This is a genomic window from Vibrio sp. McD22-P3, from assembly GCF_021568915.1.
GTDB classification, from domain to species: Bacteria; Pseudomonadota; Gammaproteobacteria; order Enterobacterales; family Vibrionaceae; genus Vibrio; species Vibrio mediterranei.
Window position 1 is genome coordinate 146,174 of sequence record NZ_JAKGTN010000005.1, and the last position, 25,532, is coordinate 171,705.

Here is a 25,532-nt window from a genome sequence, read left to right on the forward strand (position 1 = left end):
GGCTACTCTCAAAAATGAGAATTTGAAATTCCTGTTAGAGATCAGCTTATTGTGAGCTAGATCTAATTTTCATATATACATAACAAAATAGAATATAGGCACTATGTTGAATATTTATTTTAGTAGGATCAAGTTAACTGATCCGTTGGTAGAAATATCTCTTCGGTACGAGTAAGAAAGCCATAATCAGGGAACATTGGCTTATTATCTAGGTAACGTCTAAGCATATCTCCCGCCACCGTACTAATGACAGTTTTTACACTTTGAGAGCTGTAGCTTCGTTGCAGTTTTAGCGTCTGCCCCCATTCACCTTTGGGCGTTGAAAGCGCCACGGAGAACTCTCCACCTTCAAGCTTTCCTGTGGACAAGGCAATATCTGAACTGCAATTGCTTTTTGTCGCTCCTGCTAGCGCTAGAGTGGCCCCCAACCTTTCACTGTCTCTATCAAGCGGCGATGCCGTTTTAGAGCCAAGTACCCATGTTGCCCCGCAATATTGCTCAATCTGTTCATTGTCTTGAAGCCAAGAGGCTAGGTAACCCTTGGTACCATGTTCAGATATAGCAATGGTTGGTTTATGTAACTCAACCAAATGACCAATTCTGTCCAGCATAGGTTGATCGACACTGACAACATTACTATGCAAGAGCTTCTCTATCATCGAGAGCACTCTTGACCCTATTTCTAAATCGTCTGAAGGACCAAACAGTTTGACTTCGATAAAAGGAAGATAAGAACGATAGCCCAACTCATATTCCGGCGGTAGATTAAGACTTGAAAGCGTATCTGCAATACCAGATTCCGATAGGCCAAACGTATATAAACGTCGGCATACCCTACCTTGTTGATTAGGGAATTCATGTTTTAAGTCAGGCAAAATCTGCTCAAGCGTCATTTTTTTGAATTCGCTTGGGACACCTGGAGTGAAGTAAAACAAGCAATCATTGATCATCATTTTGAAACCACATGCGGTGCCAATTGGGTTATCAACCACCACCGCGCCCTCTGGCAACATTGCTTGTTTGATGTTGCTGTCAGGCATGGATTTACCGCGTTGAGCATAGAAGGCTTGAAGTGTTTCCAACCAACCTTGGTTCAACACTAAAGATTGATCCGCGGCTTCCGCAGCTACTTCAGCAGTGAGATCATCAGACGTAGGGCCCAAGCCACCATTAACGATCACCACATCCAGATTCAAACTCAGCATGATCATTTCTTGTAGCAACTCAGCTCGCTGATCGCCTACTGTAGAGCGCTTCGACATGGAAAACCCATGCTCATAAAATACACGGCTGAGCCACGCGGCATTGGTATCAACAATATCGCCATACAATACCTCTTCACCAGTACTCAACATTGCAATTTTAGGCATGATCTCTCCTTGTAGGTTTTTTCATAAGGATGACATGAGTTATTGAAATAGCAATAGCGATTTCGTGGCAAATCATCCAATTAACGATGTTAACGCTGCTAGACTGTACGGTCTGTTTGTTCAGAGTTACAATAGTCACCGATTTCAACAAATGGCGGACTTATGGCTGATTTAAAACAAACACTTCTCGACGCTGGGTTTGACCTCATTAGCGAACATGGATTCGCTGGCATTGGTATTATGAAGATCATTCAGCAAGCGAACGCAACGAAGGGCTCTTTCTACCACCATTTCAAATCGAAGGAAGATTTTGGCCGCCAATTATTAGAAGACTATTTTGAAGACCATCTAAACACGCTCAGTCAATATCTAGAAGACAACTCCATTGCCTTTGAACAGCGCGCGTTACATTACTTCGAGTTTTGGTCAGATTCAAAGGTGACAGTAGATTTTCGGATTAAATGTTTAGTGGTGAAGTTGTCTGGTGAAATATCTGGGACATCATCAAGTATGCAAGTCGAACTGGATAACGGCGCTGAAAAAGTCATTAATCGCATGGCGGATTATTTCGCATCTGGTAACGAGCTAGGTCTGCTAGCTATAGAAAATCCATACATGGTCTCGCGAACGCTTTATGCAAAGTGGTTAGGTGCCACATTACTTTGCGCGATGCAAAAAGACAGAACGCATTTAGAGCAAGCCATGATGGAAACCAAGTTACTGATAAAATAAGGGCTGCAAGCAGCCCTTTAGTAAACTGAGTTAATGAACCACCATTAGCGCCCTATTCCGGACGCATCCACCGCATCCGGCTCAAAAGTGACAGGAGGCCACTCTTTAAAGGTTTCTAAGTGTTGTTGTACCGCTGCCTGAGCTGGGCCAAATGCCCACATTTTCTTGCCCATCCAGTTGATGTACATACCAGACTCCTCGGCAGCACGCTCATAAGGATCGCGGCGTAGGTTGAAGAGTAGCGGTGCATTAAGCTCTTCCTTCGGTCCACTCCAGCCATGGTTTTGCACCACAAAATGAGCTTTCCAATCACCAACGCGAACCGCTTGAAGTCTGTCACGTTCGTAGTAAATGATTTCTTTACGATTTGACGGTGCTAGTTCAGTGAGCATCGATATTTGATTGTAACCATCTAAATGCGCTTTAAAGCCTTCATACCCTGTCAGCATTTGTTGTTTGAGATCGCTTGGTCCACCTGCGGCTTCAACCAGCGTAGGTAACCAGTCCATACCATCAAACATCCCGTTGTGTATTTTTCCTGCTGGAATTTTACCTGGCCAGCTCACCAACAGAGGCGCACGGACACCACCTTCCCAAGTTGAGCCTTTTTCACCATGGAAAGGCGTCATTCCGCCATCAGGCCAAGTCATGATTTCTGGCCCATTATCCGCCGTAAAGATCACAATCGTGTTATCCGCTACACCCAACTCTTCTAATTTGGCAAGCATCTCACCGACATGATCATCGAGGTCTTTCATCACGACTTCTTGCAAGCCCCAACCGTTTTGTCCGAGCATAGCTTCGTACTCTGGAGACAAGTGAGTCCAAACATGGCCTCTTGAAGGGCAATACCAGGTGAAGAAAGGCTTGTCTTGTTTCACCGCATTTTCGATGAAGTTGATGGCATGTTTATTAACCTCATCATCTAAAGTACGCATGCGTTCGATGGTCAAAGGCCCGTCATCTTTGATGGTTTGTCCACCCTTGCCATCTGACTTGGAATGAATCACATTTCTTGGTGCGAATTTCTGGAACGCTTCGTCTTTTGGCCAATCAGGATCTTCAGTGTATTCCATCGCATTAAGATGATATAACCAACCCCAATATTCATCGAAACCATTCATTGTTGGTAGCACTTCATCTCGGTCACCTAAATGGTTCTTACCAAACTGGCCAGTTGTATAACCTAAGGTTTTCAGTATTTCCGGTAGTGTCGGTGTTTCAGCATTCAGTCCTACTGGGCTACCTGGAAGACCAACAGTATGCATGCCGGTACGAACGGGGAACTGTCCGGTAATAAACGCAGAGCGTCCTGCTGTGCAAGAAGGCTGAGCATAATAGTCCGTCAGCAACATTCCTTTTTCAGCAATACTATCAATATTGGGCGTCTCACTACTCATTAACCCTCGATGGTAAGCACTTAGGTTAGAGATACCAATATCATCAGTAAAAATAACAAAAATGTTTGGTGGCTTTTCATTCGCATTCGCAAGTGAACTCAAGCCTAATAAACTCAGCACTAACCATTTCATTAATATACGGTGCATCCTGCCTCCTAATATATTCACGCGACTCGTTTGGTTTCAAAATCATCTTTTTTGAGAAGCACAATCCCTACTACTCCAAATCCTATTTCGAGGAGAAGATAAACGACTAACAGCCCATTTGGTATCCCATCGACGACCATGCTAATAGCACGACCTAAACCCAGCCCCCACATAAAAACAATCAGACTTTGTAGTGCAGAACGCGCCATTTGCTGCGTCCCGAAAGCCCCCATAAGCCAATAAACCGCCAATGCAAGATAAAGCCCCATTACAGCGCGAAAGATATGACTCACATTAATCGGTGATGCATCAATATCAAACAGGAAAGGTAAGGTAATGCTAGGAACCAAGCCATACATTAAGGCAATAGGGATTAATCCAAGGACCGCCAATAACAAGAACTTTTGTGTATGCGTCATGTTGCTTCTCCTGTTTATTCTTACAGACTAGTTGCTGGTATCTATAAAGCAAATTTTCAGATTTAATAGAGTAAGTTAGCTCAAAGCCCTATCTGACTAAGTAAGCCTTGTAAATTGAGATGTGTACTAAGATTTAATGCATTGACTAGGCTATAACTCAAACCGCTCCAACACAAAATAGACAATGAAAGTAAAATAAAGGTAGTAATGTGACTTTGTCTGAGGCGCCTAGCGATTAAGGTGTAGAGTGGAATGCCAACCAAAACAGGAGCAAGTGTGGCCATAGTCTTATTACCATACCTTTTCCATGCGATTACGAATCGCCTCAACTTAGGCCTGTAGGGCTGAAAATTCTTTCTCGCATAAAGGTAAAAGGAATATCGTCCTATAAACCAGCCGAAATAGCCTGCGATTAATGCCGGAACCACATTAAACAGCAACATCTCTGGATAACTAAAACCAACAAAACCTGCTAATGCGGGACCAGAATAGGTTTTCCAAATACTGAGCAGCGCCATGACCAAGCCGAGTAGTAAATAACTATCCATATTCTCACCCAATAGCTTTACATGTTGTTTTCGCAATTCCATTTAGCTCAAGTATATGCGTAATCACTGGGTCAACATGATGAAATATTTGTTGCCAACCTTGGCATAAGTAATTGAGTCCAGGGTTACCGTACTTATCTTTTATGATTCGGTTCTTTGGACACTCACCATGACAAGCAAACCTCACCTTGCACTCCAAACATTGTTTGGGCAACGCTCTTTGTTTCGCAAAACCAAAGGTCATTTGCTGTTTTGATAAAGCGATTGCCGCCAATGGCGTCTGCTCAATATTGCCAATTTTGTGTTCAGGATGAACATAGTGATCGCAGGCATAAACATCGCCATTAGGTTCGACAGCAATGCCCTTGCCGCATATATCGCTTAGCGTACACATCGAACTCGGTTTACCCATCCAAATTCCGAAAAAGTTTTCGAAGTAAGGAATATGAACTTTGCCAAAATCCTGCTTCATCCATTCATCAAAAATGGTCGTTAAGAAGTCTCCCCATTGAGTCGGAGCGACACTCCAACTTGTTGTTTGAGCGGATATAGGGATGATTGCAGCTTCAGAACACTGAGCCCATTTTATCTCTTCATCTCGGTCAACAACTGGGATAAATTGAATTTGTGATGGTTGAATCTCATCTCTTAAGAAGCGATACACCTCTAAAGGGTAATTTCCATTGACGTTGTTGACACAAGTCAGCGTCGCAAAGTGGATACCATGACGCTTTAGATGTTCGGCGGCTTCAATCACCTTGCTAAACGTCCCCTGCCCGCAGCGGTTCTTGCGATATGTATTGTGAAGCTGTTCTGGGCCATCAATACTCAAACCTACACTAAACGCGTGTTTCGCCAAAAATTGACACCATTTGTCATTGATTAACAGCCCATTGGTCTGAATATCATTCACTATCTTCACATAGGGTTTGGCGTATTTCGTTTGAAGCTCTACTATTCGTTCAAAATAACTAAGACCTAGCATCGTTGGCTCGCCACCATGCCAAGAGAAGACGATCTCTGGCGTGTTTTGACCTTGAATGTACTGGCGAATATAACGCTCTAGCATCTCATCACTCATCTTGTACGAGCGATTCTTGGGATACTCTAGTAGCTGTTGTTTATCCAGATAATAGCAATAGTCACAGTTAATATTACACACCGCTCCAGTTGGTTTCGCCAACGCCTGAAACTTAGCATGAGGCTGACCTTGGTACTGAGGTACATTAAGATGATAGTGGGACATGGTGTGTTCCTCTTAAGAAAGTATCCAAACTGTTCAACATTTTTAAATGGGTGAACTCGCCTCAATACAAACCGGTCAGTTTGCATTGAGGCGAAATTTTTTACTTCACGTTTTCAAATGGATTCCATTGTTCATCCACTGGTACGATACCCATTGTTTTTTCGTACTCTTTGTAGGCAGCTAACATTTGTTGGAACTGCTCAGGACGTTGGTGTTTCAGGTCTATCATTTCAGCAGGGTCTAACTTGGTGTTGTACATATGCCACTCACTGTCCCCTCCCATCCCTTTCGAAATTCGAATGATCTTAAAGTCCCCTTGAAGAAGAATGCCGCTGCCGAATAACTCGAACGCGATAGCATTGTCTTCGCTATGGACAGTCTCTTGCTCACCTTGTAGATAAGGCATAATGCTTTGACCGCTCATTGGGGCCACTTTTCTGCCTTTATATTTACCGCCAGCGGGTTCAACATCGGCCACATCCAATATTGTGGCAGCGAGGTCTTTTACTTGAGCCAATTCATTAGTTTGAGTTCCGGCCTCCAGTGACTCCTTCTCTCCAAGGACACCTTTGGCAGGTTTGATGATCAGAGGAACACGTACTCCCCCTTCTGCTGTATACGCTTTAAACCAAGACAATCCACCAGTGGATGCACTTGCCCATTCTGGGCCCAATGAGACACTTGAGTCTGCGTTACCCAGATTTTCGGTACTATTGTCAAAGTGATAATCGGTCCAAGTACGAATCAGATCACTTACATTTTTCCCCGTAATATCCGTCGCTTCCGGACCGTTGTCTGCGAGATAGATAATATACGTATTGTCGTACTCACCTATCTTCTTCAAATAATCAGTTACCTGACCTATCTGCTGGTCTTGAAGCTCCATCATTCCCATAGCAATGGCCATTTTTTTGCCATACCATTGCTTTTGTTCATCTGACAGATCATCCCATGGTCTACTCAGTGAATTTCTATCGGACATCGTAGCGCTCTTTGGAATTACGCCCATCTGTTGCATTCGTTTAAAGCGGTCTTCTCGAACAGAGTCCCATCCGTGCTCTACGTAATAAGCAATCTTATCTTCAAACGATGCTTTAGGTGCTTGTAGTGGCAAGTGAATCGCTGTGAATGGTAAATAGGCAAAAAAAGGTTTTCCGGAGTCCTTATTACTATCAATCATGCTGATTAACTCTTCGGTATAACCTTGGTCTGAATACTCTCCCGGATACTTATCTTTTACTTGTTGACCATTTTGATAAGTCGGCTCGACCTCTACGCCGGGCATTTCACCTTTTTGCAACGCTTTTGCTGTTGCTTCATTTTTCGCCGGGAACATCATATCTCTATTGAAATGATTCGAACCGCCAGCCAAAATCCCGTAGCTCTGTTCAAAGCCACGATCATCCGGCAGGAAACCATCATCATGACCCAAGTGCCATTTCCCAGAAAGGTAAGTATGATAGCCATTATCACGAAGTAACGTCGCTACGGTTACGCCATCTTTAGTGAGGTAGCCTTCATAACCTGGCTTGCCAATAGCTGGCGGATAGACGGCATAGTCGAACGTGCCTAGCCCAACCTCATGACTGTTGGCACCCGTTAACATCATAGAGCGAGTGACAGATGACGTGGGTGAAGCGTGGAAGTTGGTAAATTTCACCCCCTCTTCAGCCAGTTGCATCAGGTTTGGTGTTGACACTTCAGAGCCATAAGGTTGCGTATCAGCAAATCCGACATCATCACCAACGATGAGTAAAATATTAGGTTTTTCCTGCGTAGCAAATGCATTTGGTGCACAAGAGGCTGCTATGGCCGTGCATAGGATAGTTTTGGAATTATTCATGGTTCACCCTTGTTTAGTGAGCACTTTGTGACATCCAATGGAGCATATCCAGTGCTCTAGGATGATTCTGTTCAGCGGCTTTGCCTATCCAGCTAACCGCTAGAGAATGATCTTTCTCGCCACCAGTCCCTGCTGCGTACATAAGACCAAGCTGTAATTGAGCGTCTGCATTCCCCTGAGTCGCTGCTCGTAATATCCATTTGCGTGCTTTTTCTTGAGTAGATTCAAGATATTCACCCTCAGATTCGACACCTTGCAGATAAAACATACCAATCTCGTACTGCGCCGCAGCGTCACCCGCATAACCGTTTTGAAACGTAGTACCAACATCACTAGATAAGGTATTTGGTGTGTCTGTTACGTACCCCAGGCATGTCGTCCCAATAAAAAGCAAACAGAGAAAGCTAAGCGACCAATTTTGAATGCGTTTATTCATAGTTTGACGCTAGTGTTGCAAGGTTGAGGCTTGTAAACGTATGGTTTTCTGCTCTTTCCAGTATGCTAACGTCCAAATCACAACGAACGTATCCATGGCTCCTGCAAGTAAAAAACCGGTAATATGCGGGCTGTTGTAGTTAAGCAGAAGAAGAATCACCATAAAGCCTTTCTCAACCGCAGAATAAAGCATGATGCTGTCTCTCCACTGAGGTTTGAAAGCCGCACCCACCATCATCACTCCCATCATGCCTACCATGACACCCCAGTGTTGATAGAACACAAAATCCTGATCCAAATAAGGTAATTGCCCGATGTGAGTAATGGCCCATTGTGGGAAAAATGCATAAGCGAAAGCCGCCGCGGTTCCAATACCGGTAACCAATAGCATCTTGTTGACGTGTTGAGTAAAAAACATAGTTGCCTCCTAGTATTCAAAAAGTGAGGCACATCCCTATGCCGCAATGAGTAAGTTGGAAAATTAACAAGTAGTCTCGAGTATTGCGGTGACCTTTTCTTGAGCAATCGGGTAGAACTGGAAACTGATGTCTTTTTCTATCCCAGAGACAATCTGCGCTTTTTTGTTGTCATCTAGGTTCCATTTGGCAAAGCTCTGCGTCGCATTCACTAACGCCTGGAAAGCACGTAATGAATGTACAACCTCTTGGTGTTTTTCAGCGTCTGTTAAGCTAGGTGATATGCCAAACACCGCTGCTAATTTGTTAATGCTTGGGAGGTAAAACTCTGGAAGCGCCTCAATCACCACTGGTAGTAAGACACTATTGGCATCACCATGTGGGATATGCGCTACCGCGCCAAATGCGTGCGCGCAGTTATGGATCGGTATGCCACCTAAAGACGAATAGAAAGCAGAAATAGCCATGGTACTTGCTTGCAGGAGCTCACAACGAGCCGCTACATTTTGCGGAGACTGAAGTACTTGCGGTAGGTTATTCAGTATCAAGCGACACGCCTGCGTCGCATAAGCATCAGTGAAGGTATTACTTAAAGGCGATGCCAGTGCTTCAATAGCATGGGTCAATGCGTCCATACCTGTCGATACTGTTAACGCTGCTGGCAAATTCACTGTCAGCTCAGGGTCTAAAACAGCAATATCGCACTCAAGTCCAGAGACGACTAAACTCGCTTTAACCTGCTCTCTGTCATTATAAAAAACCGCGATAGGCGATGCTTCTGCACCTGTCCCCGCCGTTGTCGGTACGCCTATATGAGGAATTGAAAACGGTTTTACATCAGGACCAACTTCAAGACGCCCACCACCTTGAATCGCATCACGGATATCATCAAGCTTATGTTCTAAACCATATTTGATACCTTTTGATGCATCGATAACGCTCCCCCCGCCAAGCGCCAAAATACTGTCTGCATTCACCTGTTTTGCAAATTCCAGAGCGCGATTAATATCCAAACAGCTCGCGTCCGCTTCAATATCGGTGTAAATCCCCGCAAGCTTCACCTTCTCTTCTGTCGAAAACAGCGATGCCAAACGCTCTACGAAACCCAATGACTCAAGGCCTTTATCGCTGACCAACAACACTCGCTGCGCCCCTTTCGCTTTAAACAGGGTTGGGATCGCTTCTATGGATGATGCACCAGAGTGAACGACGGTTCTAAGGTTGAAAGTAAAGTTATTCATAGTTGAATCTCCAATTAGTCAGTTATGCGCACAGTGTTTTTAGTACTGCACGTTTGAATTCGTTATCTTCAGGACCAAGTAATAAGCTGACATTGTGTTGCTGTGCATCGGTCGTCATCACCGTCTTGGCGTGAGAGAAAGTTAGGAAGCCTTCTTTACCGTGGTAAGCCCCTTTTCCAGACTCTCCAATACCTCCAAATGGCGCATCATCGACCGCTAGGTGGAAAACGCAGTCATTAATGCACATGCCACCAGAGTGCACCTGATTAGCAACTTTGCGTTGCAATGAGTCATCTTCGCTCATCAGATAAAGTGCTAGGGGCCTTGGTCTCTCAGTAATAAAGTTAATTGCACCATCAATGTTGGAATAGGTGATGATCGGCAATAAGGGACCAAAAATTTCTTGAGTCATAACCGCTGATTGCAGAGATGGATTAACAATTAAGTGTGTCGCCATCAGTTGTCTTTCCACATCGAGCGCTTCTTTATGACAGGCAGTAACAAGAGACTCTGCCGCCACTTCATTGGAGAGCAAATCATGAAGACGTTGGAATTGACGCTGATTAATCAGACTAGTCATCGAGTCGCTGTTTACCCCTTGGGGAAACAGTTTTTGATAATGCTCAACATATGCCTTAACAAAAGCGTGCTGCTTGCCTTCGGGAATCAATACATAATCAGGAGCTACACATACCTGACCATTATTCAAACTCTTGCCATAAATAATGCGTTCCACAGCCATCTCAATATCAGCGTCATCCGCGACAAGAACTGGCGACTTGCCGCCAAGTTCTAAGGTGACTGGCGTTAGGTTTTCTGACGCAGCTTTCATGACCTTACGACCAACTTCTGTCGAGCCAGTAAAGAGCAAATGGTCGAATGGTAAAGAGGTGAACTGAGCAGCAATATCGGCCTCACCTTCAATGACGACAACCTCAGTATCGCTAAAGCAGCTTGCAAGCATTTCACGAATGACCGAATTGGTGGCAGGGGTGAACTCACTCAGTTTGATCATCGCCCTGTTACCCGCAGCAATCGCAGATATCAAAGGACCAATAGAAAGCATGACCGGGAAGTTCCAAGGAGTAACGATGCCGACAACTCCTTTAGGTTGATACACCACCTCTACAGTTGAGCTTGAAAGTAATGGGCCCGCGTCTCTCGGACATGGACTCATCCATTGCGCTAACTGGGATAAGGTGTGGTCAATATTGCCAATACATGGCAAGACGTCGGCAACTAATGTGTCCTGTCGGCTTCTCTTTCCATAGTCTTTATCCAGAGCATCACAAAGCGCGTCACTGAATTGTTGCAACGACACTTTTAACGACGTAAGCACGGCAACACGAGCCTCATAGCTTGGCATTGGTTCACTTTGATAGTGCTTTTTTAATCGCTTGTGAATGAGTTTCAAATCATCAAAAGTCGTGTTTTGCATGGTTGTCCTCCTAAGAAAGTGATCACACAATAATCAAAACAAACCGGTCGGTCTAGCAATTAAATGTCAGAGAACTGTAAATTAGATCTGCGAAAGGGAGAGGTATTATGGCTAACTCTTTGTTGACCAAATAAAAACCATGAAAATTGTGCGCCTAACTACAGTTCAATAATCTTGTTTTGTTTTTAGAGTGAATACTTGACGTTCATCATGCGACCGACCTTTTTTAGATCTAAACTGGAGTTAACTATTCAAATAGTTGTTGGTTTTAAACCTGTGGAGGGAATCGTATGAGCAGCAGTACTTTCATTGTCAACTTTGTTGGCCAAGCTAGCCCAGCCACCATTAAAAACCTTGCATCAGTTACCCACGAAAACGGCGGTAAATGGCTGGTGAGCAAAGTGAATTTTATCGAAGACCATGTGGCCGCCGTCATAAAGGTCGAACTTCCTACGGACAATGTTCAAGCAGTCAAAAGCGCTTTCAGTGAACAGCAAGGATTATTAGTTCAAATCACCGATACCGAAGAGCATCGTCATGATCAAGAAAAGGTATTCCAGTTACGATTAGATGCTAACGACCGAGCCGGTATCGTTAACGAGATTACCCAGTTCTTAGATGGGCAAGATATCCGTATTCTAGATATGGACTGCCAGCGTGTATTTATCGCGGGGGGCGGTGGTATTGGTTCAAGCCTATTTACAGCAACAATGGCACTCAAAATACCCGCAGCAATGCAAATTAAAGATGTGGCAAGTGAGTTAGAATCGTTGAGTGAAGATACGCGAGTGATTCTGGAATCATAAATAGATTTACTTAAGAGTTTGCCCTACTAAATCTTCCCCCTGCGCAGCAGGGGGAACTTATGTCTCAAAGATATTGGAAGAGAAAGTCTCCCTTACCTAGCTAAACTCGATTATCGCCAAAACCATAAGCAATGATTTGGCTGATTTCTGAAAGTGACCGACCCGACTCTTGGTGCCATTCCATAAATGCTTTGTTTGCAGCATTCATCGCACGTTTTGTGCCTCTACCCGAGTCAATGATATTGGTATTACGTAAATAGCCTTCTACATCATTTGATAAAATAAAGGTGTCTACACCCAATTGTCTTAGCGCATAAGGTCCAGTATTTCCGCCGAGCCTTGCACCATGTTTTTTAAGGTGTGCCCAGAGTTCGACGATCGATTCTTTCGGCCAATCGGCAACCATTTGCGAAAAGGATTCGTGCTCGTAGCGAGCAGATTGGATCATCGAGGCATTAACTGTTATCGACATGACTTTAGTCATGTGACGAATGATTTTTGGGTCTTGGGCTTTTTGTTCCCACTGTTCTTCAGACAGCATCAGTAGCGGATCGATTCTGAATTGGAAAAAATGTTCTTCGAAGTTTGGCCATTTGTTTCTTACCACTTTCCACGATATTCCACTTTGGAACACTTTCATTGAAAACGCAGACAACCAACGATCTTCAGGAATAGCTGCCACTTCATCTCGGCTCAGAGGTTTGGAGACAATCGACTCAAGTCCTTGCTCACCACCTTTTCTATCTGCCGCTCTGGCGTAAATCGAATCGAATTTTTCCATATCTTTCCACTACCTACTAAGTTCTATTGAACCAGACATCTATTTTCACGTAATTAATAACTCAACACTATACTCTGTTGAGCACACTTTCATAGATGTATTCAGGAACCTATTCTAGGACGGCGGCAATGAGACTCTTACTGTTACTGATTTTTCTACCATTTCAATCGCTAGCGGCGCAATATGGACTCGTCGAGTATCAAAACAAACGACACTGGATACGCGTCTCACAACAAAACCCAAACCACTATGATCTGTTGTCTTCAAGACCATTTGATAGTCCTTCTACCGTAAAAGTCATCACAGCCGATGAAGCAACGTTACTGGCCCCTATTACTCACGGTAGCGTTTACGCTGTCGGCCTCAATTTTCGCAGTCATGCAGGCAACTCTGGAGCTGCAAAGCCGGAGATTTTCTTCAAGTCTATCGACGCTGTTAGGTTGAGCGGTGCATTGTCATTTCCCGATGAGGCAAATAATGTTCATTTTGAGGGAGAGCTTGTCATTGTGATCGGCAAGACATGTCACGACACAAGCAATCTAAATGCGTTGAGTTGCGTGTTTGGGTACTTAGCGGGCAACGATTTGACGGAACGCAGTTGGCAAGGTCAAGATCTGCAGTGGTGGCGTGCTAAAGGTGCAACAGGTTTTGGTCCTGTATCTAACTTCATTACAACTAATGTCGATATCGGCAACCAAGAAATCGTTACGCGTCTTAATGGCAAAATCATGCAACAAGAAACACTGGCAAACATGATTCACAATGTCCCAACAATCGTTAGTTATATCAGTAAATACATTACGCTACGACCTGGTGATATGATTTTTGCTGGTACACCAGGCCGAACAAGAGCACTTAGGTCGGGTGATAACGTGTCGGTCTCAATTGAAGGGATCGGACAGGTTTCCAACACCATAGAGTAGTCTTTAAACTAACTGGTATTCTAGGCCAAGCTTCTGATAGCTATCGATAACCTCTTGGCGTCGATAGCAAGAAACACTGTGATCATTGATTAGCCCTGCCGCTTGAAGATGGGCGTAGATAATAGTCGACCCAACAAACTTAAAGCCGCGTTTCTTAAGGTCTTTACTTAACCGATCAGAGACCTCCGACGTGGCTGGATAATCTTCTAGCGTCTTAGGACAAGTTACTAATACCTTATTGTCGACAAACGACCAGATATAATTACAAAAGCTACCAAACTCTTTTTGTATCTCAATGAAATGCTGAGCGTTGGTGATAGTTGAGCTGATTTTCAATTTATTGCGAATAATCCCACTATCCTCCCGTAAACGACGTTCATCTTCTTCGGTAAAACGGGCTACTTTCTCTACATCAAAGTTGGCAAATGCGTTTCGATACCCTTCGCGACGTTTTAAGATGGTATACCAACTCAATCCTGCCTGAGCGGATTCCAACACTAGATACTCAAACATAGTTTGATCGTCTAGTACGGGGACACCCCACTCTTTATCGTGATATTCCACATAATCTTGCTTGGTTTCATCAAGCCATGGGCATCGTTTGCACATCGAATTCATCTCTCCTTAATGGATAAAGGTATTTGGGAGCATTACGCTGCTCCCAAATATCTAGATTGGTTTAACTCTGTGGAAGATACGATACAGCACTGGAACGACAATTAACGTCAATACAGTCGCAAATCCTAAACCAAACATAATTGTTACCGCCATCGGCTTGAAAAAGATATCCGGTAATAACGGAATCATCCCCAAGATAGTAGTGATCGCTGCCATACACACTGGTCTCACTCGACTTAACGCCGCATCAACAACCGCTAAATACGGCTCTTTTCCGGTTTTAATTTCTATCTCAATCTGGTCAAGTAAAACGATACCGTTTTTTAATAACATCCCTGACAGACTTAGAAAACCCAATAATGCCATAAAACCAAATGGAGTATTTAAGGCAAGTAGTCCGGTGGTAACACCAATGACGGCCAGAGGCACAGTTAGCCAGACGATAAGTGCTTCCTTCACCGCATTAAACAAGAAGATAGTAATTAAGAACATGAACAGATAGCCCATAGGCATTGTTTGGAACAGAGACTCTTGCGCGTCTCCAGAAGACTCATATTCTCCCCCCCACTCTAATGAATAACCTGGCGGTAGGTCTATCGCCTCAATTTTAGACTGGATACGCTTTTGGAGCGTAGCAGCAGTTTCTTCGCCCAGTAGATCTGGATCTGCCATCACCGTCAGCATCCGTTTGCGATTCTTGCGGACAATGATCGGGTCTTCCCAGCGAGTATCATATCCCTGTGTGACCTGTTGGAATGGAATAAACTCACTCAGTGCGGGACTCCAAATCATCATCCCTTCAATGTTACGAATATCCACTCGCTCTTCGTCTGGTAGCCTTGCCACAATAGGCATCAAGGTTGTTCCATCTCGGTACAAACCAACAGACTTTCCGGAGAAGGACATCATTAGCACATCATCCACATCAGATTTTGTAATACCGTAACGTCTAGCCTGACTCTCATTAAACACAGGCTCAAGAACTTTAGTGCGTTCGCGCCAATCGTGTCGAATGTTGTAAGCACCTGGGTCGGCATACAAAATATCCATAACTTGCGACGCTATACTTCTAAGTACCGTCGGGTCAGAGCCAATGATTCTCGCCTCAATCTTTGCACCACCTCCAGGACCGAGTTCAATTTGCTTAAGCTTGTAGTTGATCTCAGGGAAAGTTGCGTCTAGATAATCTCGGAACCGAGCCATTAGTGGCTGCAATGCCTCATAGCTAGTGACCCTAGTGGTAATTTCTCCATAAGCGGCATAACTCTTTTCCGGTGCATAAGTCAGCATAAATCGCTGCAACCCTTTACCCGCCGTTGTCGTGATATGGTCAGCTTCTGGTTGCTCAGAGATCCAAGTTTCAATTGCTTTAAGCTTGGTATTGGTCGCTCTAATGTCGGTTCCTTCTGGTAGCCAAACATCCACTTGGAACATCGGCGTTGTAGAGGCTGGAAAGAATGACTGTTTAACTTGAGTAAATCCATATAAGGCCGCCACTAGTGCCATAATTAATACGACCACCGTCGACCAAGCTCGATGCATACAAAACTCAAGGAACTTTCGGTAAGCAACAAAAACAAATCCGTTATAAGGATCATTGCCTTCCTCTCCCTCCTTCACCTTCATACCTCGGAAAAACAGATCGGCGAAGAAAGGCGTAAGAGATATAGCAGTAAACCAACTTAGCATGAGTGAAATTAATAGTACGGAAAATAATGTGCCGCAATATTCGCCTGTTGAGTCTTCGGACAAACCAATGGGCGCAAAAGCAGTAACCGCAATCACAGTCGCTCCCAGCAACGGCCATTTCGTTTGCGTCACAATATCGGTTGCGGCTTGAAGCCGAGTCCTCCCTTTTTGTGTTCCTATTAATATCCCTTCAACGACCACGATGGCATTATCCACCAGCATCCCCAACGCTATGACTAGGGCTCCCAGAGAAATCCTTTGAAGATCGATAGCCATGTACTGCATGAAAATAAAAGTCCCGAGGACCGTAAGCAGTAAAATCAGTCCAATCAATAAGCCCGAGCGTAGTCCCATAAAGAACAGCAACACCACTATTACAATGGCAACGGCTTGCCCCAAGCTAACTACGAACCCACGAACTGATTTATCCACTTCCTTTGGTTGACTATAAACTTCGTTAATTTCGATACCAACTGGCTGTTGATATTTTAGCTCCGCTAATCGTCTGTATAACCTGTCACCAACTTCGACTACATTGACGCCACTAGCAAACGAGATTCCTACGTTGAGTGCAGTATCGCCATTATAAGTAATGATGTTCGATGGGACTTCGATAAACCCTCGCTTTATCTCTGCGACATCTTTCAAGAAGATCAGACCTTGAGCTCCACCTTCCGTAAGGATAAGGTCTCCGAGCTCCGACACATCCGTAAACTCTCCGGTTGGTTGAATACGAATGTATTCATCACCAATTCGGGTTGCACCTGCGTTAGAAACAATGTTCTGAGTTTGAAGCAAATTGAAAATCGTGCTTGGCGCGATACCAAGAGCGCTGATCCGTTTTATCGAAATCTCAATAAATACTTGTTCTTGTTGGTCACCTGTTACCGAGACCTTACTGACTCCGTCTACCAGTTCTAATTCACGTCGCAGATAGTCGACATAATCTAGAAGTTCTTTGTAGTTGTACCCTTCTCCCGTTAAGGCAAACAACACGCCATATACATCACCAAAGTCATCAATTACCGATGGCTCATTCACCCCTGGAGGCAACGAGCCTTTCACGTCATTTACTTTACGACGCAGTTCGTCCCATATTTGAGGTAAGTCATCAGGGCCATAGTTGTTTTTCATAGTCACAGTTATCTGAGACAAACCACGGCTCGATATGGAATTGATCTCATCCACATAAGTTAGCTGCTGAATAGCTTTCTCTATCGGATACGTAACTTCCTCTTCCACTTGTTGAGGCGTCGCACCAGGGTACGAGGTCACGACCATCGCATCTTTTATCGTAAATGCAGGGTCTTCCAATCGACCCAGTCCAAAGAATGCCGAAACACCACCTATCAGGAATATTAATGACACCATCCAACTGATGACTTTATTGCGAATAAAATACGCGGCAACGCCAGTAACCTCGTCATCCGATTGAGGCAATGATTGTTGTTTTTCTTGGTTCATCACTTCGCCTCCTGCGAGAGTACTTCCACTTTAATGCCGTCTCTGAGCCTTGCAATACCAGCAATCACTATCTGTTGCGTTTGCTCCAAGCCATCGACTATTTGAATCGTGGTTTGAGAAACTTTACCCGTCGTCACTTTCTGTTTAGTTACCGTACTGTCTTCGTTTAGCAGCCAAACGAACTTCTCATTGTCATTGAGCGAATCGCCATCTTGATTAAAGACAGCCTCTATTGGAACACTCACTCCTCGGGTCAAATTCAGACCAACATCTTTAGCTTTGGATGTCACGTCCACCGCCATACCATCTAGAATGTATTCGTTTTTCGGCATAGGCAGCACTAATGTAGCTGTAAAAGTACCCAAGGAGGGGTCAGGCTCGGTGGTAAACTCTTTCAGCCGTGCGGTATATTCATTACCAGAAGGCACGCGGACGAGAGTTTCAATGCTAGCTAGATCGCGATTCGTAGGTTGGTTTAGTGAAAAGCTGTCAGGGAGTTGAACAATCACCTCTACTTCATCAACGCTATGGATATTGACCACTTGCTGACCGATTTGAACGTTCTCAAATTGTTCTGCTGACACTCGCGATATTACACCATCCACCGGAGCAAGAAGCTCTGTAAAAGATAGTCGTAACTTAGCAAGCTCTAGTTCCGCTTTGGCATAGGCTCTTTGTGCTGCAATTTCATCGAATTGTGATTGCGCTAATAGTCCCTTTTTAACCAAAGGGCTTGAGCGACGAAATTGACTGTCAATGACGCCAAACCGTGCTTGCGCATTATCTACCGCCAATTGGTAATCTGTGGGTTCAAGCACTGCCAACACATCACCTTTTTTCACAAAATCACCTTCTTTAAGATCGATAGAGCTGATTTCTCCTGCGACTCTAAAGCTGAGGTGAGAGCGGTCCGCCGCCATAGCAAGAGCAGGAAAATAAAGACTATTTTTCAGCTCGGTTTTGCCAATCTCCGTGACTCTCACCTTAGGAACTTCCTCTCTCGTTCCCACTTCGGGTTTGCTACATCCTGATATTATTGCAGCAAGAACTAGAATACTTACTAAGCGACTATGCATATCAAAGCCCTCTTTCCTTGACCCACTCACGGACCTTAATACCTGATTCAATCCCTTGCACCCCAGAAACTACTATTTGATCGCCATCGTTTAGCCCACTAATAACCTGTCGCTTGTCGTTAAGCTCTACTGCTACTTTCTCGACAATTCCTTGTTCACTAACCCGCCAAACACACTTAGTATCCCCTTCCATAAACAGTGCTGACTGAGGGATTACCGTAGCGCCAGTGCTACGAGTGACTACGCTTACCTGACCAGCCATTCCAGGTAGGATCCCCACGTCTGTCGGTCTCTCCATGATCATGGTCACTTTGTAACTGCCCGTCTTTGGGTCAGCCTCAGTATCAATTTCTTGAAAAGTTAGTTCGAAAGCACGTGATGGATAAGCATCAAAGACCATGGAAGCATCTACTTGATTTTTCGATTGGAATCGATTCAACAATAGATCAGGCAGCTGAAAAATAACCTTAATAAGTTGATTCGATTGGATATTCATAACCCCTTCTTTGGCTTGAATGTACTCGTAATTGTCTGCAGGGATTATGGAAATAGTACCGTCATACGGGGCAAGCAATTTGGTATAGCGTAAATTGGCCTTAGCTTGAGACCAATTGGCTTGAGCGGAATTCATGTTTGCCTTTGCTTGGTCAAAGTCTTGTTCGGACACGACTTTATCCTTGCGTAACTTAAGAGCCCTTTGATATTGAACATCCGCCAATTGGAAATTCGCCTTGGCTTGCTTCTCTAATAATTGATATTCGTCGGGGTTGAGCTGAGCAAGTAATTGTCCCTTAAAAACGGGTTGGCCTGCGCGGACTACTATTTGCTCTAATTGCCCGGGAACACGGAAAGCGAGAACGGCTTTATCACCCGCTTCTGAAGTAGCAGGGAATGTGCGCTCAAATTTACTATTGCCGACAGCGACGTTAAACAGTTTGGCTGGACGAGAGTCCGGTTCAGGAATTGGCGGTGGTTCTTGTCCACAGCCACTTATAAGACTGGCGACTATCGCCAAAAAGGAAAGCTTGCTCTTCATTCTCAACTGCCTTGTTCTTAATGTACTTTAAAACATAGTCGAGAGAATCGTGCCTTGCCAGCAACTCATTAATTAATAATAGATTTATGCTAATTTTCTTAAATTTCACAAGCTAATGAGCAAGGTGAATATCCTCACCTTGCTCTATTGAATTTTCGTAAATGATTTTATACGTTCAATGCATCAAAGCCGACACACTCAATTCCTTGTTGCTGCAACCACAATGACATCTCTAAGTTGGTGAGAATTCGCCATTCTTCAACCCTTGAGTCGGTGTAACTTGAGAGTGCGGCAAGCTCCTCACTAACCTCCCGAGCGGGATGGCACATTAGCTCTATCGTACCGCTCGGCTTTTGCTCTTGGTAAGCAAGAAGCATCGCTTTTAAGTGTTCGATCGTCGCTCCCCCAGCATAGAACCCCATATCAAATACATCCGGTGTAGGGACAGCTAACAGCTCTTGCCCTTGGATGATGCTATCGATTCTCCGCACAGGAAGTCCAATCTTGTTCACTGCTTGAGTAAAACCTTGTTTTAGGGAACGATAGACGCCTCCAAAATGATGACTATCGATGTGATTAATATTGAATCCCATATCTAACGCAGCGCGGTACTGAGCCTTCAGCTCAACTTCGACCTCGTCACTCGAAACATCTGATTTGTTAAACAGTATCGTCTTATCAAAGAATTCTCCGTCATCATTCACCAAGCTAGGGATAAGATCAGGATCGGAGATCGGTCTACCTGCGGTAACGGTAAAGTGTAAGCCAACCTCCGATATAAGCCCTCGTCGATACAATTCAGCGGCATGCTCTACAGCAGGCTGATTCATCATAATCGTCGTCGACTTCACCATTCCAGCATGGAAGCAATCTGCTATCGCTAAGTTCACCGATTCAGTCAGCCCAAAGTCATCTGCGTTCAAAATGAGTTTCATAACTACTAACCTAGATTATTCTTATAAGAAGTGCGTAAACGCTGGCATAAAGCCTATATTCTCTCGAATCGTTTCTCTTAGCGCTTCGTCAATGTGTTGGCCACTATCAACAATTGGGTTAAGCATGAGCGCACGTTTGGCAAGATTAATATCGCCCGTGATTGCTGCTTCCACTGTTAACGTTTCGAACTCTTTCATCAGTTGAATTAGCCGTAATGTTCCGGTTTCAAATGGCGCGACGTTTAATGGAATAATCTCACTACTGGAATAATAGAGCTCACCTCAACCGTACAGTCATCAGGCAAGCCTTGAATCGCACCATTATTACGAGTATTAACATGCATGATTGAACGTTTGTTGTTGTGAATGCTGCTCATCAGTTCACAGGCTGCTTCAGAGTAGTAAGCACCACCGCGCTCTTCAAGCAGTTTAGGCTTGGTATCCAACGTAGGATCTTTGTAGATTTCCAACAGCTCGGCTTCTACTTTTGCCACTAGATCAGCTCGATTACTCTTACTCGCTGAAGCAGCATACTCTTTATCAAGGATGTCACGCGATTGATAGTAGTAGCGAAGGTATGCGCAAGGCACCATACCTAAACTTTTAATGATACCTTCATCCCATTTAAAAGGAGGGATGTTCTTAGGCGTCATTCGGTCGTTACCAGCAAGTAGTTCATTGATGACCTGCTCACGCTTATCTTTGCCATCATGAAGAATTTTTCGAGCCCACACCAAGTGATTCAGTCCAGCGATTTGCATAGTGATGTCTTTACGATCAACACCCAGCATTTCAGCAGCACCTCGCTCCATATTCACAGGGACGTTACACAGTCCGACGGTTTTTATTGTCGAGTACTTTGTCAACGCTTCAGTAACCATACCCGAAGGGTTGGTGAAATTAAGCAACCATGCGTTAGGACATAGCGCTTCCATCTCCTTCGCAATTTCCAACGCGATAGGGATCGTTCGACACGCGTTGGAGAACCCCCCAAGGCCATTAGTCTCTTGCCCAATAACTCGATATTTTAGCGCTATTCTCTCATCACGTAGTCGGGCTTCAATCCGGCCAGCCCGAAATTGAGAACAAACGAAATCCGCATCAACCAGAGCTTGTTGACGATTTGTTGTCAGGTGCACAGTGATGTCGCACTCGGCTTTAGCGATCATTCTTTTGGTCAAATCAGCAATCACTGTTGCTTTTTCCATTCCTTCGTCAATATCTACTAACCAAAGATCCGATATTGGAAGCTCTTGGTATCGAGCCAACAATCCTTCTACCAACTCTGGTGTATAGCTCGAACCACCACCAATTACGACTACTTTTAGCTTTTTAGTCTGCTTCATCACGTTTGCCCTTCCGATTTAAGATTACGTGATGTAATTTATAATCAAGAAAAACGTTAAACAAACCAATAAATCGAACCAACGCATTAGCCGAAGTAATCCATGAATCTAAACCACAATCGACAGCAGTTGTTATCACTCTTGCATACGTTTAATGTGGCGGCTCGACATCTTAGTTTCACTCACGCCGCACAAGAATTATTTCTTACTCAAGGAGGCGTAAGCCAACGCATTAAAAAGCTTGAAACGCTGCTTAACTTTAACTTGTTCATTAGGAAAACGAGGAAACTCGAACTTACCCCGGAAGGACAGCGGGTTTTCAGTATTCTGAATACCTCATTTGAATCTATATTTTCCGAACTGTCAGACATTCAAACAGGTGAGTTAACGGGTGAGCTGTACATCGCGACCTCCCCCTATTTCGCATCATCGTGGTTAATGCCAAGACTGCCGGATTTTCGTCATCTATATCCGAATCTAAGCATCAAACTGGACACCAAACAAAATCAAAGTGATTTTCAGTTCGAACCATACGATGCTGCTATTTTTTACAGCGAAGGTCTTTATCCTAACCACTTCAGCCGGCGACTCTTTGCTGGTCAGCGTATACCGGTTTGCAGCCCAGAGTACGCTGAAAAACACGAGCTTCACCTTAATGATGCTCGACTAAAAGAGGTGCGTTTTATTCACAACAGTGACAGCGTCGCTTGGCAGCACTGGCTCAATGAGATGCAGCTCGACATCAACTGCCAGGTTAAGTGTGACTATTATAGCGATAACAGGATTGCCATTGATGCGGCCCAGCTCTCCTTGGGAGTCGCTCTCGGAAGAAAGGAGTTTATTGCACCGTTAATTAAGCAGGGAAAGTTAGTAGCTCCATTTGCCAGCGTGGAATCAGGTAAAGGCTATGATTTAGTCTGTCCAAAAGGAATGGAACAGCGGGCAAAATTTCAAGCGTTGTCAAACTGGTTAACAGAACAACTGCGCGACACGCATTAACAACAACTGTTTCTCATCTATTCTCCAGCAAATATAAAAAAGAGGTGCTACTGCACCTCTTTATTCATTACGCTATAAGATATTAAAGCTTGCTGAACTCTCGATTCACTTTGTATGCCTCTGACGTGACATACGCTTCCATATCTCTCACTTTATGCTCCATCGAGTCAAAATCGCGCTCTAACGTATTCAGCAAGTCTTTCGCGTTTTGCCCTTGTTGCCAAGGTTTACTCTTCAATGAATGCTCTTTCTTGGTTTTCATGGCTTCAACAAAGTTGTCAGGTTGCTTTTCTAGCATCAAGCTCATTGCCACGTACGCCAACAAGACTAAAAAGCTCCCCCCTAACAGCGCCGCCGAAATTACAAGAATTCGTATCAGCCAAACCTCAACACCGAAATAATTGGCTAAACCTGCGCACACCCCTGTCAACTTACCATTGACCGGATCTTTATACAGCTCTCTATGAGTCATAGGTTTGCCTCCAGTTTGGGGATTCCGCATCCAGAATTCGCTCTAGGTTATCCACACGTAGCTGCATTTTTTCTGCACGTTGAGACAGCGATTGCAGCTTTTGGAAGTCTTGCTGCGACAGACCACTCTCTGATTTACGCTTGCTGCGGTAGTGGAGAAAAAGCCACAGCGGTGCAACAAAAATCAAAAAGACAATTAATGGACCCGCAATTAAAAATGACGACATACTTTTCTCCTAATCCGCATTATTTTTCGTTGTTCATTTGCTCTTTAAGCTTAGCGAGTTCTTTATCAATTTCGTCCTGTGCTTGCAGCTCAGCAAACTCTTGATCTAAAGATTTCGCATTACCTGTTTTCGAATACAGGTCAGCTTCCGCTTCTAGTTCATCAATTTTGCGAGAGTATTGTTCAAACTTCGCCATCGCTTCATGAGTGCGGCTGGTATGCAAGTGCTTCTGCACATCACGACGATTACTTGCTGCTTCCGAACGAATGATCAGTGCTTGCTGCTTCGCACGTGTCTCGGTAATTTTGGCTTCTAATTTAGCTATTTCATTAGTGAGCTTGTCGATGGTTTCTTCCACAAGAGTTTGCTCATCGTGCAACCCTTTCACTACATTTTCAAGCTTCTGTTTTTCAATCAGTGCCGCTCGCGCTAAATCTTCACGCTGTTTTGTTAACGCGAGTGTCGCTTTTTGCTGCCACTCTATAATTTGCTCTTCAATCGCTTTCACTTTGCGGGCTAACTCTTTTTTGTCGGCAATCGCTTTTGCTGAGTTAGTGCGAACTTCAACTAATGTATCTTCCATTTCTTGAATGATCAGACGAATCATTTTCTCTGGATCTTCTGCCTTATCAAGTAAAGCGCTCACGTTTGAATTTACAATATCTGCAAAACGAGAAAAAATACCCATACTACTTCTCCTAATTGGATGAGCTCGCCAATGAACTCTGAATCGTTGCTACAGCTAATCCAATTACCGTGCCAATTTGTTAAACCCATAATATTCAATAAGATAGATATTACTCTCGCTTAATCAGATTGACATGCTATGATGACTCTAGCCAACTATTGGTAATTTTTACCAACCTAGAGGACTCACTATGGCGCAAAACTTAATTGGCGAATCTCCTGCTTTTCTAGCTGTACTCGATAAAGTATCTCGGCTCGCTCCCATTGACCGTCCTGTACTGGTTATCGGTGAGCGTGGTACAGGTAAAGAATTGATTGCTCAGCGTTTACACTACTTGTCTAAACGTTGGGATCAACCTTTAGTTTCTCTTAATTGTTCAACCTTGAGTGAAGGGCTAATCGACTCTGAGCTGTTCGGGCATGAATCTGGCGCTTTTACCGGTGCAAAAGGTCGTCACCAAGGACGATTCGAGCGAGCAGAAAATGGCACACTGTTCTTAGATGAGCTCGCTACTACCCCTTTATCTGTGCAAGAGAAGCTCCTTAGAGTGATTGAATACGGGCAGTATGAACGTGTAGGCGGAGCAAAAGCGTTGGAAGCAGACGTTCGACTGGTTTGTGCCACCAACGAAGATTTACCAAAACTCGCAGAGCAAGGAAAGTTCCGTCCTGACCTTCTTGATAGGTTAGCATTTGACGTGATCCATCTACCGCCTCTGCGTCATCGTCCCGAAGATATTCCACTATTAGCCGAGTTCTTTGCGATAAAAATGTGTCGAGAGTTGGGTCTACCGTTCTTTGTTGGGTTCACCGAACAAGCTTGGCAAAGCATGGCTGACTACCCTTGGCCAGGTAACATTCGTGAATTAAAAAACGTAGTTGAGCGTGCTGTGTATCAACAAGGGACCAATGAACAGCCCATTGAGTCATTAATATTCAATCCATTTGAAGGTCAATTCGGTGCACGCCCATCAATGAGAGCGGAACATAGTGAGAAGCCTTCTGAACAAGAGTCTCAGTCCTCTCAACCTTCAACTGAAGAAGCGTTTACCTTTCCACTCGATTTTAAAACATGGCAGGATGAACAAAATATAAAGTTGATTAATGAAGCACTTAAGCAAGCTCAATACAATCAACGCGGTGCTGCTAAGCTGCTAAGCTTGAGCTATGATCAGCTAAGAGGTTTAGTGCGAAAGTATAAACTGGTTTGAGCAGGGTCAGACAGTTGCCACACTTTTT

At 44.2% G+C, this 25,532-nt stretch carries 24 protein-coding genes and 1 pseudogene; 5 read left to right on the top strand and 20 right to left on the bottom strand.

Annotated features, from left to right (window positions below; genetic code table 11):
- Window positions 1-128 precede the first annotated feature (128 nt).
- The gene (locus tag L2W36_RS07700) at window positions 129-1,370 is read right to left on the bottom strand and encodes a CinA family nicotinamide mononucleotide deamidase-related protein (RefSeq protein ID WP_006073918.1); all 1,242 of its coding nucleotides are present in this window, start codon (window positions 1,368-1,370) and stop codon (window positions 129-131) included.
- Between the two features lie 162 nt (window positions 1,371-1,532).
- Here L2W36_RS07700 and L2W36_RS07705 point away from each other — a divergent pair, with 162 nt between their 5' ends.
- On the top strand, window positions 1,533-2,102 hold the full coding sequence (locus L2W36_RS07705) for a TetR/AcrR family transcriptional regulator (protein ID WP_236109726.1): 570 nt from the start codon (window positions 1,533-1,535) through the stop codon (window positions 2,100-2,102).
- Window positions 2,103-2,146: 44 nt separating this feature from the next.
- Here the strand turns inward: L2W36_RS07705 and L2W36_RS07710 are convergent, their stop codons facing one another.
- The 9 genes from L2W36_RS07710 to L2W36_RS07750 all read right to left on the bottom strand — a co-directional run bounded on the left by L2W36_RS07710 (window position 2,147) and on the right by L2W36_RS07750 (window position 11,235).
- Window positions 2,147-3,649 (bottom strand): arylsulfatase, encoded by a 1,503-nt coding sequence (locus tag L2W36_RS07710; RefSeq protein ID WP_006073916.1) that lies wholly within the window; start codon window positions 3,647-3,649, stop codon window positions 2,147-2,149.
- A 17-nt stretch (window positions 3,650-3,666) separates the two neighbouring features.
- Window positions 3,667-4,068, bottom strand: a complete 402-nt coding sequence (locus L2W36_RS07715; protein ID WP_124940974.1) for a DUF4345 domain-containing protein — start codon at window positions 4,066-4,068, stop codon at window positions 3,667-3,669.
- 80 nt (window positions 4,069-4,148) lie between these two features.
- On the bottom strand, window positions 4,149-4,616 hold the full coding sequence (locus L2W36_RS07720) for a hypothetical protein (RefSeq protein ID WP_006073913.1): 468 nt from the start codon (window positions 4,614-4,616) through the stop codon (window positions 4,149-4,151).
- A gap of 4 nt (window positions 4,617-4,620) precedes the next feature.
- Window positions 4,621-5,862 carry an anaerobic sulfatase maturase gene (locus tag L2W36_RS07725; protein WP_236109727.1) on the bottom strand — a complete coding sequence of 414 codons (1,242 nt, stop codon included), beginning with the start codon at window positions 5,860-5,862 and terminating at the stop codon, window positions 4,621-4,623.
- A gap of 100 nt (window positions 5,863-5,962) precedes the next feature.
- Complete coding sequence (locus tag L2W36_RS07730) at window positions 5,963-7,705, bottom strand: arylsulfatase (protein ID WP_236109728.1); 1,743 nt, start codon at window positions 7,703-7,705, stop codon at window positions 5,963-5,965.
- Between the two features lie 13 nt (window positions 7,706-7,718).
- Window positions 7,719-8,141, bottom strand: coding sequence for a tetratricopeptide repeat protein (locus L2W36_RS07735; protein WP_006073907.1), 423 nt, complete (start codon window positions 8,139-8,141; stop codon window positions 7,719-7,721).
- 9 nt (window positions 8,142-8,150) lie between these two features.
- Window positions 8,151-8,558 (bottom strand): hypothetical protein, encoded by a 408-nt coding sequence (locus L2W36_RS07740; RefSeq protein ID WP_236109729.1) that lies wholly within the window; start codon window positions 8,556-8,558, stop codon window positions 8,151-8,153.
- A 63-nt stretch (window positions 8,559-8,621) separates the two neighbouring features.
- A complete protein-coding gene (locus tag L2W36_RS07745; protein ID WP_171388734.1) occupies window positions 8,622-9,797 on the bottom strand; it encodes an iron-containing alcohol dehydrogenase in 1,176 nt (391 codons plus the stop codon).
- 22 nt (window positions 9,798-9,819) lie between these two features.
- Window positions 9,820-11,235: a coniferyl aldehyde dehydrogenase gene (locus tag L2W36_RS07750; protein ID WP_236109730.1), complete on the bottom strand. Its 1,416-nt coding sequence runs from the start codon at window positions 11,233-11,235 to the stop codon at window positions 9,820-9,822.
- Between the two features lie 290 nt (window positions 11,236-11,525).
- Between L2W36_RS07750 and L2W36_RS07755 the strand changes: the two genes are divergently transcribed.
- Window positions 11,526-12,041 carry a glycine cleavage system protein R gene (locus L2W36_RS07755; protein WP_006073901.1) on the top strand — a complete coding sequence of 172 codons (516 nt, stop codon included), beginning with the start codon at window positions 11,526-11,528 and terminating at the stop codon, window positions 12,039-12,041.
- Window positions 12,042-12,141: 100 nt separating this feature from the next.
- On the opposite strand, the gene L2W36_RS07760 is transcribed toward L2W36_RS07755, so the two are convergent.
- Window positions 12,142-12,822 (bottom strand): DNA-3-methyladenine glycosylase I, encoded by a 681-nt coding sequence (locus L2W36_RS07760; RefSeq protein ID WP_236109731.1) that lies wholly within the window; start codon window positions 12,820-12,822, stop codon window positions 12,142-12,144.
- A 128-nt stretch (window positions 12,823-12,950) separates the two neighbouring features.
- Between L2W36_RS07760 and L2W36_RS07765 the strand changes: the two genes are divergently transcribed.
- On the top strand, window positions 12,951-13,745 hold the full coding sequence (locus L2W36_RS07765; protein ID WP_236109732.1) for a fumarylacetoacetate hydrolase family protein: 795 nt from the start codon (window positions 12,951-12,953) through the stop codon (window positions 13,743-13,745).
- 3 nt (window positions 13,746-13,748) lie between these two features.
- Here the strand turns inward: L2W36_RS07765 and L2W36_RS07770 are convergent, their stop codons facing one another.
- From L2W36_RS07770 to L2W36_RS07795, 6 genes and pseudogenes are all read right to left on the bottom strand, one after another.
- Window positions 13,749-14,354, bottom strand: coding sequence for a DNA-3-methyladenine glycosylase I (locus L2W36_RS07770; protein ID WP_006073897.1), 606 nt, complete (start codon window positions 14,352-14,354; stop codon window positions 13,749-13,751).
- A 60-nt stretch (window positions 14,355-14,414) separates the two neighbouring features.
- Complete coding sequence (locus L2W36_RS07775) at window positions 14,415-17,516, bottom strand: efflux RND transporter permease subunit (protein ID WP_062460970.1); 3,102 nt, start codon at window positions 17,514-17,516, stop codon at window positions 14,415-14,417.
- Window positions 17,516-18,592: an efflux RND transporter periplasmic adaptor subunit gene (locus L2W36_RS07780; protein WP_038222853.1), complete on the bottom strand. Its 1,077-nt coding sequence runs from the start codon at window positions 18,590-18,592 to the stop codon at window positions 17,516-17,518. The genes L2W36_RS07775 and L2W36_RS07780 overlap by 1 nt, the downstream gene beginning before the upstream one ends.
- A 1-nt stretch (window position 18,593) precedes the next feature.
- Window positions 18,594-19,628 carry an efflux RND transporter periplasmic adaptor subunit gene (locus L2W36_RS07785; protein WP_236109733.1) on the bottom strand — a complete coding sequence of 345 codons (1,035 nt, stop codon included), beginning with the start codon at window positions 19,626-19,628 and terminating at the stop codon, window positions 18,594-18,596.
- 167 nt (window positions 19,629-19,795) lie between these two features.
- The gene (locus L2W36_RS07790) at window positions 19,796-20,563 is read right to left on the bottom strand and encodes a carbohydrate deacetylase (protein ID WP_236109734.1); all 768 of its coding nucleotides are present in this window, start codon (window positions 20,561-20,563) and stop codon (window positions 19,796-19,798) included.
- A gap of 21 nt (window positions 20,564-20,584) precedes the next feature.
- Window positions 20,585-21,909: pseudogene (locus L2W36_RS07795) on the bottom strand (6-phospho-beta-glucosidase).
- A gap of 102 nt (window positions 21,910-22,011) precedes the next feature.
- Between L2W36_RS07795 and L2W36_RS07800 the strand changes: the two are divergent.
- On the top strand, window positions 22,012-22,908 hold the full coding sequence (locus L2W36_RS07800) for a LysR substrate-binding domain-containing protein (RefSeq protein WP_236109735.1): 897 nt from the start codon (window positions 22,012-22,014) through the stop codon (window positions 22,906-22,908).
- 82 nt (window positions 22,909-22,990) lie between these two features.
- Here L2W36_RS07800 and pspC read toward each other — a convergent pair whose 3' ends face one another.
- Genes pspC through pspA form a run of 3 tightly spaced genes read right to left on the bottom strand, consistent with a single transcriptional unit; the run spans window position 22,991 to window position 24,294 of the window.
- On the bottom strand, window positions 22,991-23,410 hold the full coding sequence (gene pspC / locus L2W36_RS07805; RefSeq protein ID WP_198557657.1) for an envelope stress response membrane protein PspC: 420 nt from the start codon (window positions 23,408-23,410) through the stop codon (window positions 22,991-22,993).
- A complete protein-coding gene (gene pspB / locus L2W36_RS07810; protein WP_063605518.1) occupies window positions 23,370-23,606 on the bottom strand; it encodes an envelope stress response membrane protein PspB in 237 nt (78 codons plus the stop codon). The genes pspC and pspB overlap by 41 nt, the downstream gene beginning before the upstream one ends.
- A gap of 19 nt (window positions 23,607-23,625) precedes the next feature.
- Complete coding sequence (gene pspA, locus L2W36_RS07815) at window positions 23,626-24,294, bottom strand: phage shock protein PspA (RefSeq protein WP_006073881.1); 669 nt, start codon at window positions 24,292-24,294, stop codon at window positions 23,626-23,628.
- A 190-nt stretch (window positions 24,295-24,484) separates the two neighbouring features.
- Here pspA and pspF point away from each other — a divergent pair, with 190 nt between their 5' ends.
- Entirely contained in the window at window positions 24,485-25,504 is a 1,020-nt protein-coding gene (gene pspF, locus L2W36_RS07820; protein WP_236109736.1) for a phage shock protein operon transcriptional activator, read from the top strand.
- Window positions 25,505-25,532 lie beyond the last annotated feature (28 nt).

Excerpts from the sequence above, each read along its gene's own strand:
- L2W36_RS07730 (WP_236109728.1), bottom strand. The coding sequence starts at position 7,705 with ATGAATAATTCCAAAACTATCCTATGCACGGCCATAGCAGCCTCTTGT.
- pspB (WP_063605518.1), bottom strand. The coding sequence starts at position 23,606 with ATGTCGTCATTTTTAATTGCGGGTCCATTAATTGTCTTTTTGATTTTT.
- L2W36_RS07735 (WP_006073907.1), bottom strand. The coding sequence starts at position 8,141 with ATGAATAAACGCATTCAAAATTGGTCGCTTAGCTTTCTCTGTTTGCTT.
- pspC (WP_198557657.1), bottom strand. The coding sequence starts at position 23,410 with ATGCGGAATCCCCAAACTGGAGGCAAACCTATGACTCATAGAGAGCTG.
- L2W36_RS07710 (WP_006073916.1), bottom strand. The coding sequence starts at position 3,649 with ATGCACCGTATATTAATGAAATGGTTAGTGCTGAGTTTATTAGGCTTG.
- L2W36_RS07760 (WP_236109731.1), bottom strand. The coding sequence starts at position 12,822 with ATGGAAAAATTCGATTCGATTTACGCCAGAGCGGCAGATAGAAAAGGT.
- L2W36_RS07745 (WP_171388734.1), bottom strand. The coding sequence starts at position 9,797 with ATGAATAACTTTACTTTCAACCTTAGAACCGTCGTTCACTCTGGTGCA.
- L2W36_RS07715 (WP_124940974.1), bottom strand. The coding sequence starts at position 4,068 with ATGACGCATACACAAAAGTTCTTGTTATTGGCGGTCCTTGGATTAATC.
- L2W36_RS07765 (WP_236109732.1), top strand. The coding sequence starts at position 12,951 with ATGAGACTCTTACTGTTACTGATTTTTCTACCATTTCAATCGCTAGCG.
- L2W36_RS07780 (WP_038222853.1), bottom strand. The coding sequence starts at position 18,592 with ATGCATAGTCGCTTAGTAAGTATTCTAGTTCTTGCTGCAATAATATCA.
- L2W36_RS07800 (WP_236109735.1), top strand. The coding sequence starts at position 22,012 with ATGAATCTAAACCACAATCGACAGCAGTTGTTATCACTCTTGCATACG.
- L2W36_RS07785 (WP_236109733.1), bottom strand. The coding sequence starts at position 19,628 with ATGAAGAGCAAGCTTTCCTTTTTGGCGATAGTCGCCAGTCTTATAAGT.
- L2W36_RS07775 (WP_062460970.1), bottom strand. The coding sequence starts at position 17,516 with ATGAACCAAGAAAAACAACAATCATTGCCTCAATCGGATGACGAGGTT.
- L2W36_RS07750 (WP_236109730.1), bottom strand. The coding sequence starts at position 11,235 with ATGCAAAACACGACTTTTGATGATTTGAAACTCATTCACAAGCGATTA.
- pspA (WP_006073881.1), bottom strand. The coding sequence starts at position 24,294 with ATGGGTATTTTTTCTCGTTTTGCAGATATTGTAAATTCAAACGTGAGC.
- L2W36_RS07705 (WP_236109726.1), top strand. The coding sequence starts at position 1,533 with ATGGCTGATTTAAAACAAACACTTCTCGACGCTGGGTTTGACCTCATT.
- L2W36_RS07700 (WP_006073918.1), bottom strand. The coding sequence starts at position 1,370 with ATGCCTAAAATTGCAATGTTGAGTACTGGTGAAGAGGTATTGTATGGC.
- L2W36_RS07720 (WP_006073913.1), bottom strand. The coding sequence starts at position 4,616 with ATGGATAGTTATTTACTACTCGGCTTGGTCATGGCGCTGCTCAGTATT.
- L2W36_RS07740 (WP_236109729.1), bottom strand. The coding sequence starts at position 8,558 with ATGTTTTTTACTCAACACGTCAACAAGATGCTATTGGTTACCGGTATT.
- L2W36_RS07770 (WP_006073897.1), bottom strand. The coding sequence starts at position 14,354 with ATGTGCAAACGATGCCCATGGCTTGATGAAACCAAGCAAGATTATGTG.
- L2W36_RS07755 (WP_006073901.1), top strand. The coding sequence starts at position 11,526 with ATGAGCAGCAGTACTTTCATTGTCAACTTTGTTGGCCAAGCTAGCCCA.
- L2W36_RS07790 (WP_236109734.1), bottom strand. The coding sequence starts at position 20,563 with ATGAAACTCATTTTGAACGCAGATGACTTTGGGCTGACTGAATCGGTG.
- L2W36_RS07725 (WP_236109727.1), bottom strand. The coding sequence starts at position 5,862 with ATGTCCCACTATCATCTTAATGTACCTCAGTACCAAGGTCAGCCTCAT.
- pspF (WP_236109736.1), top strand. The coding sequence starts at position 24,485 with ATGGCGCAAAACTTAATTGGCGAATCTCCTGCTTTTCTAGCTGTACTC.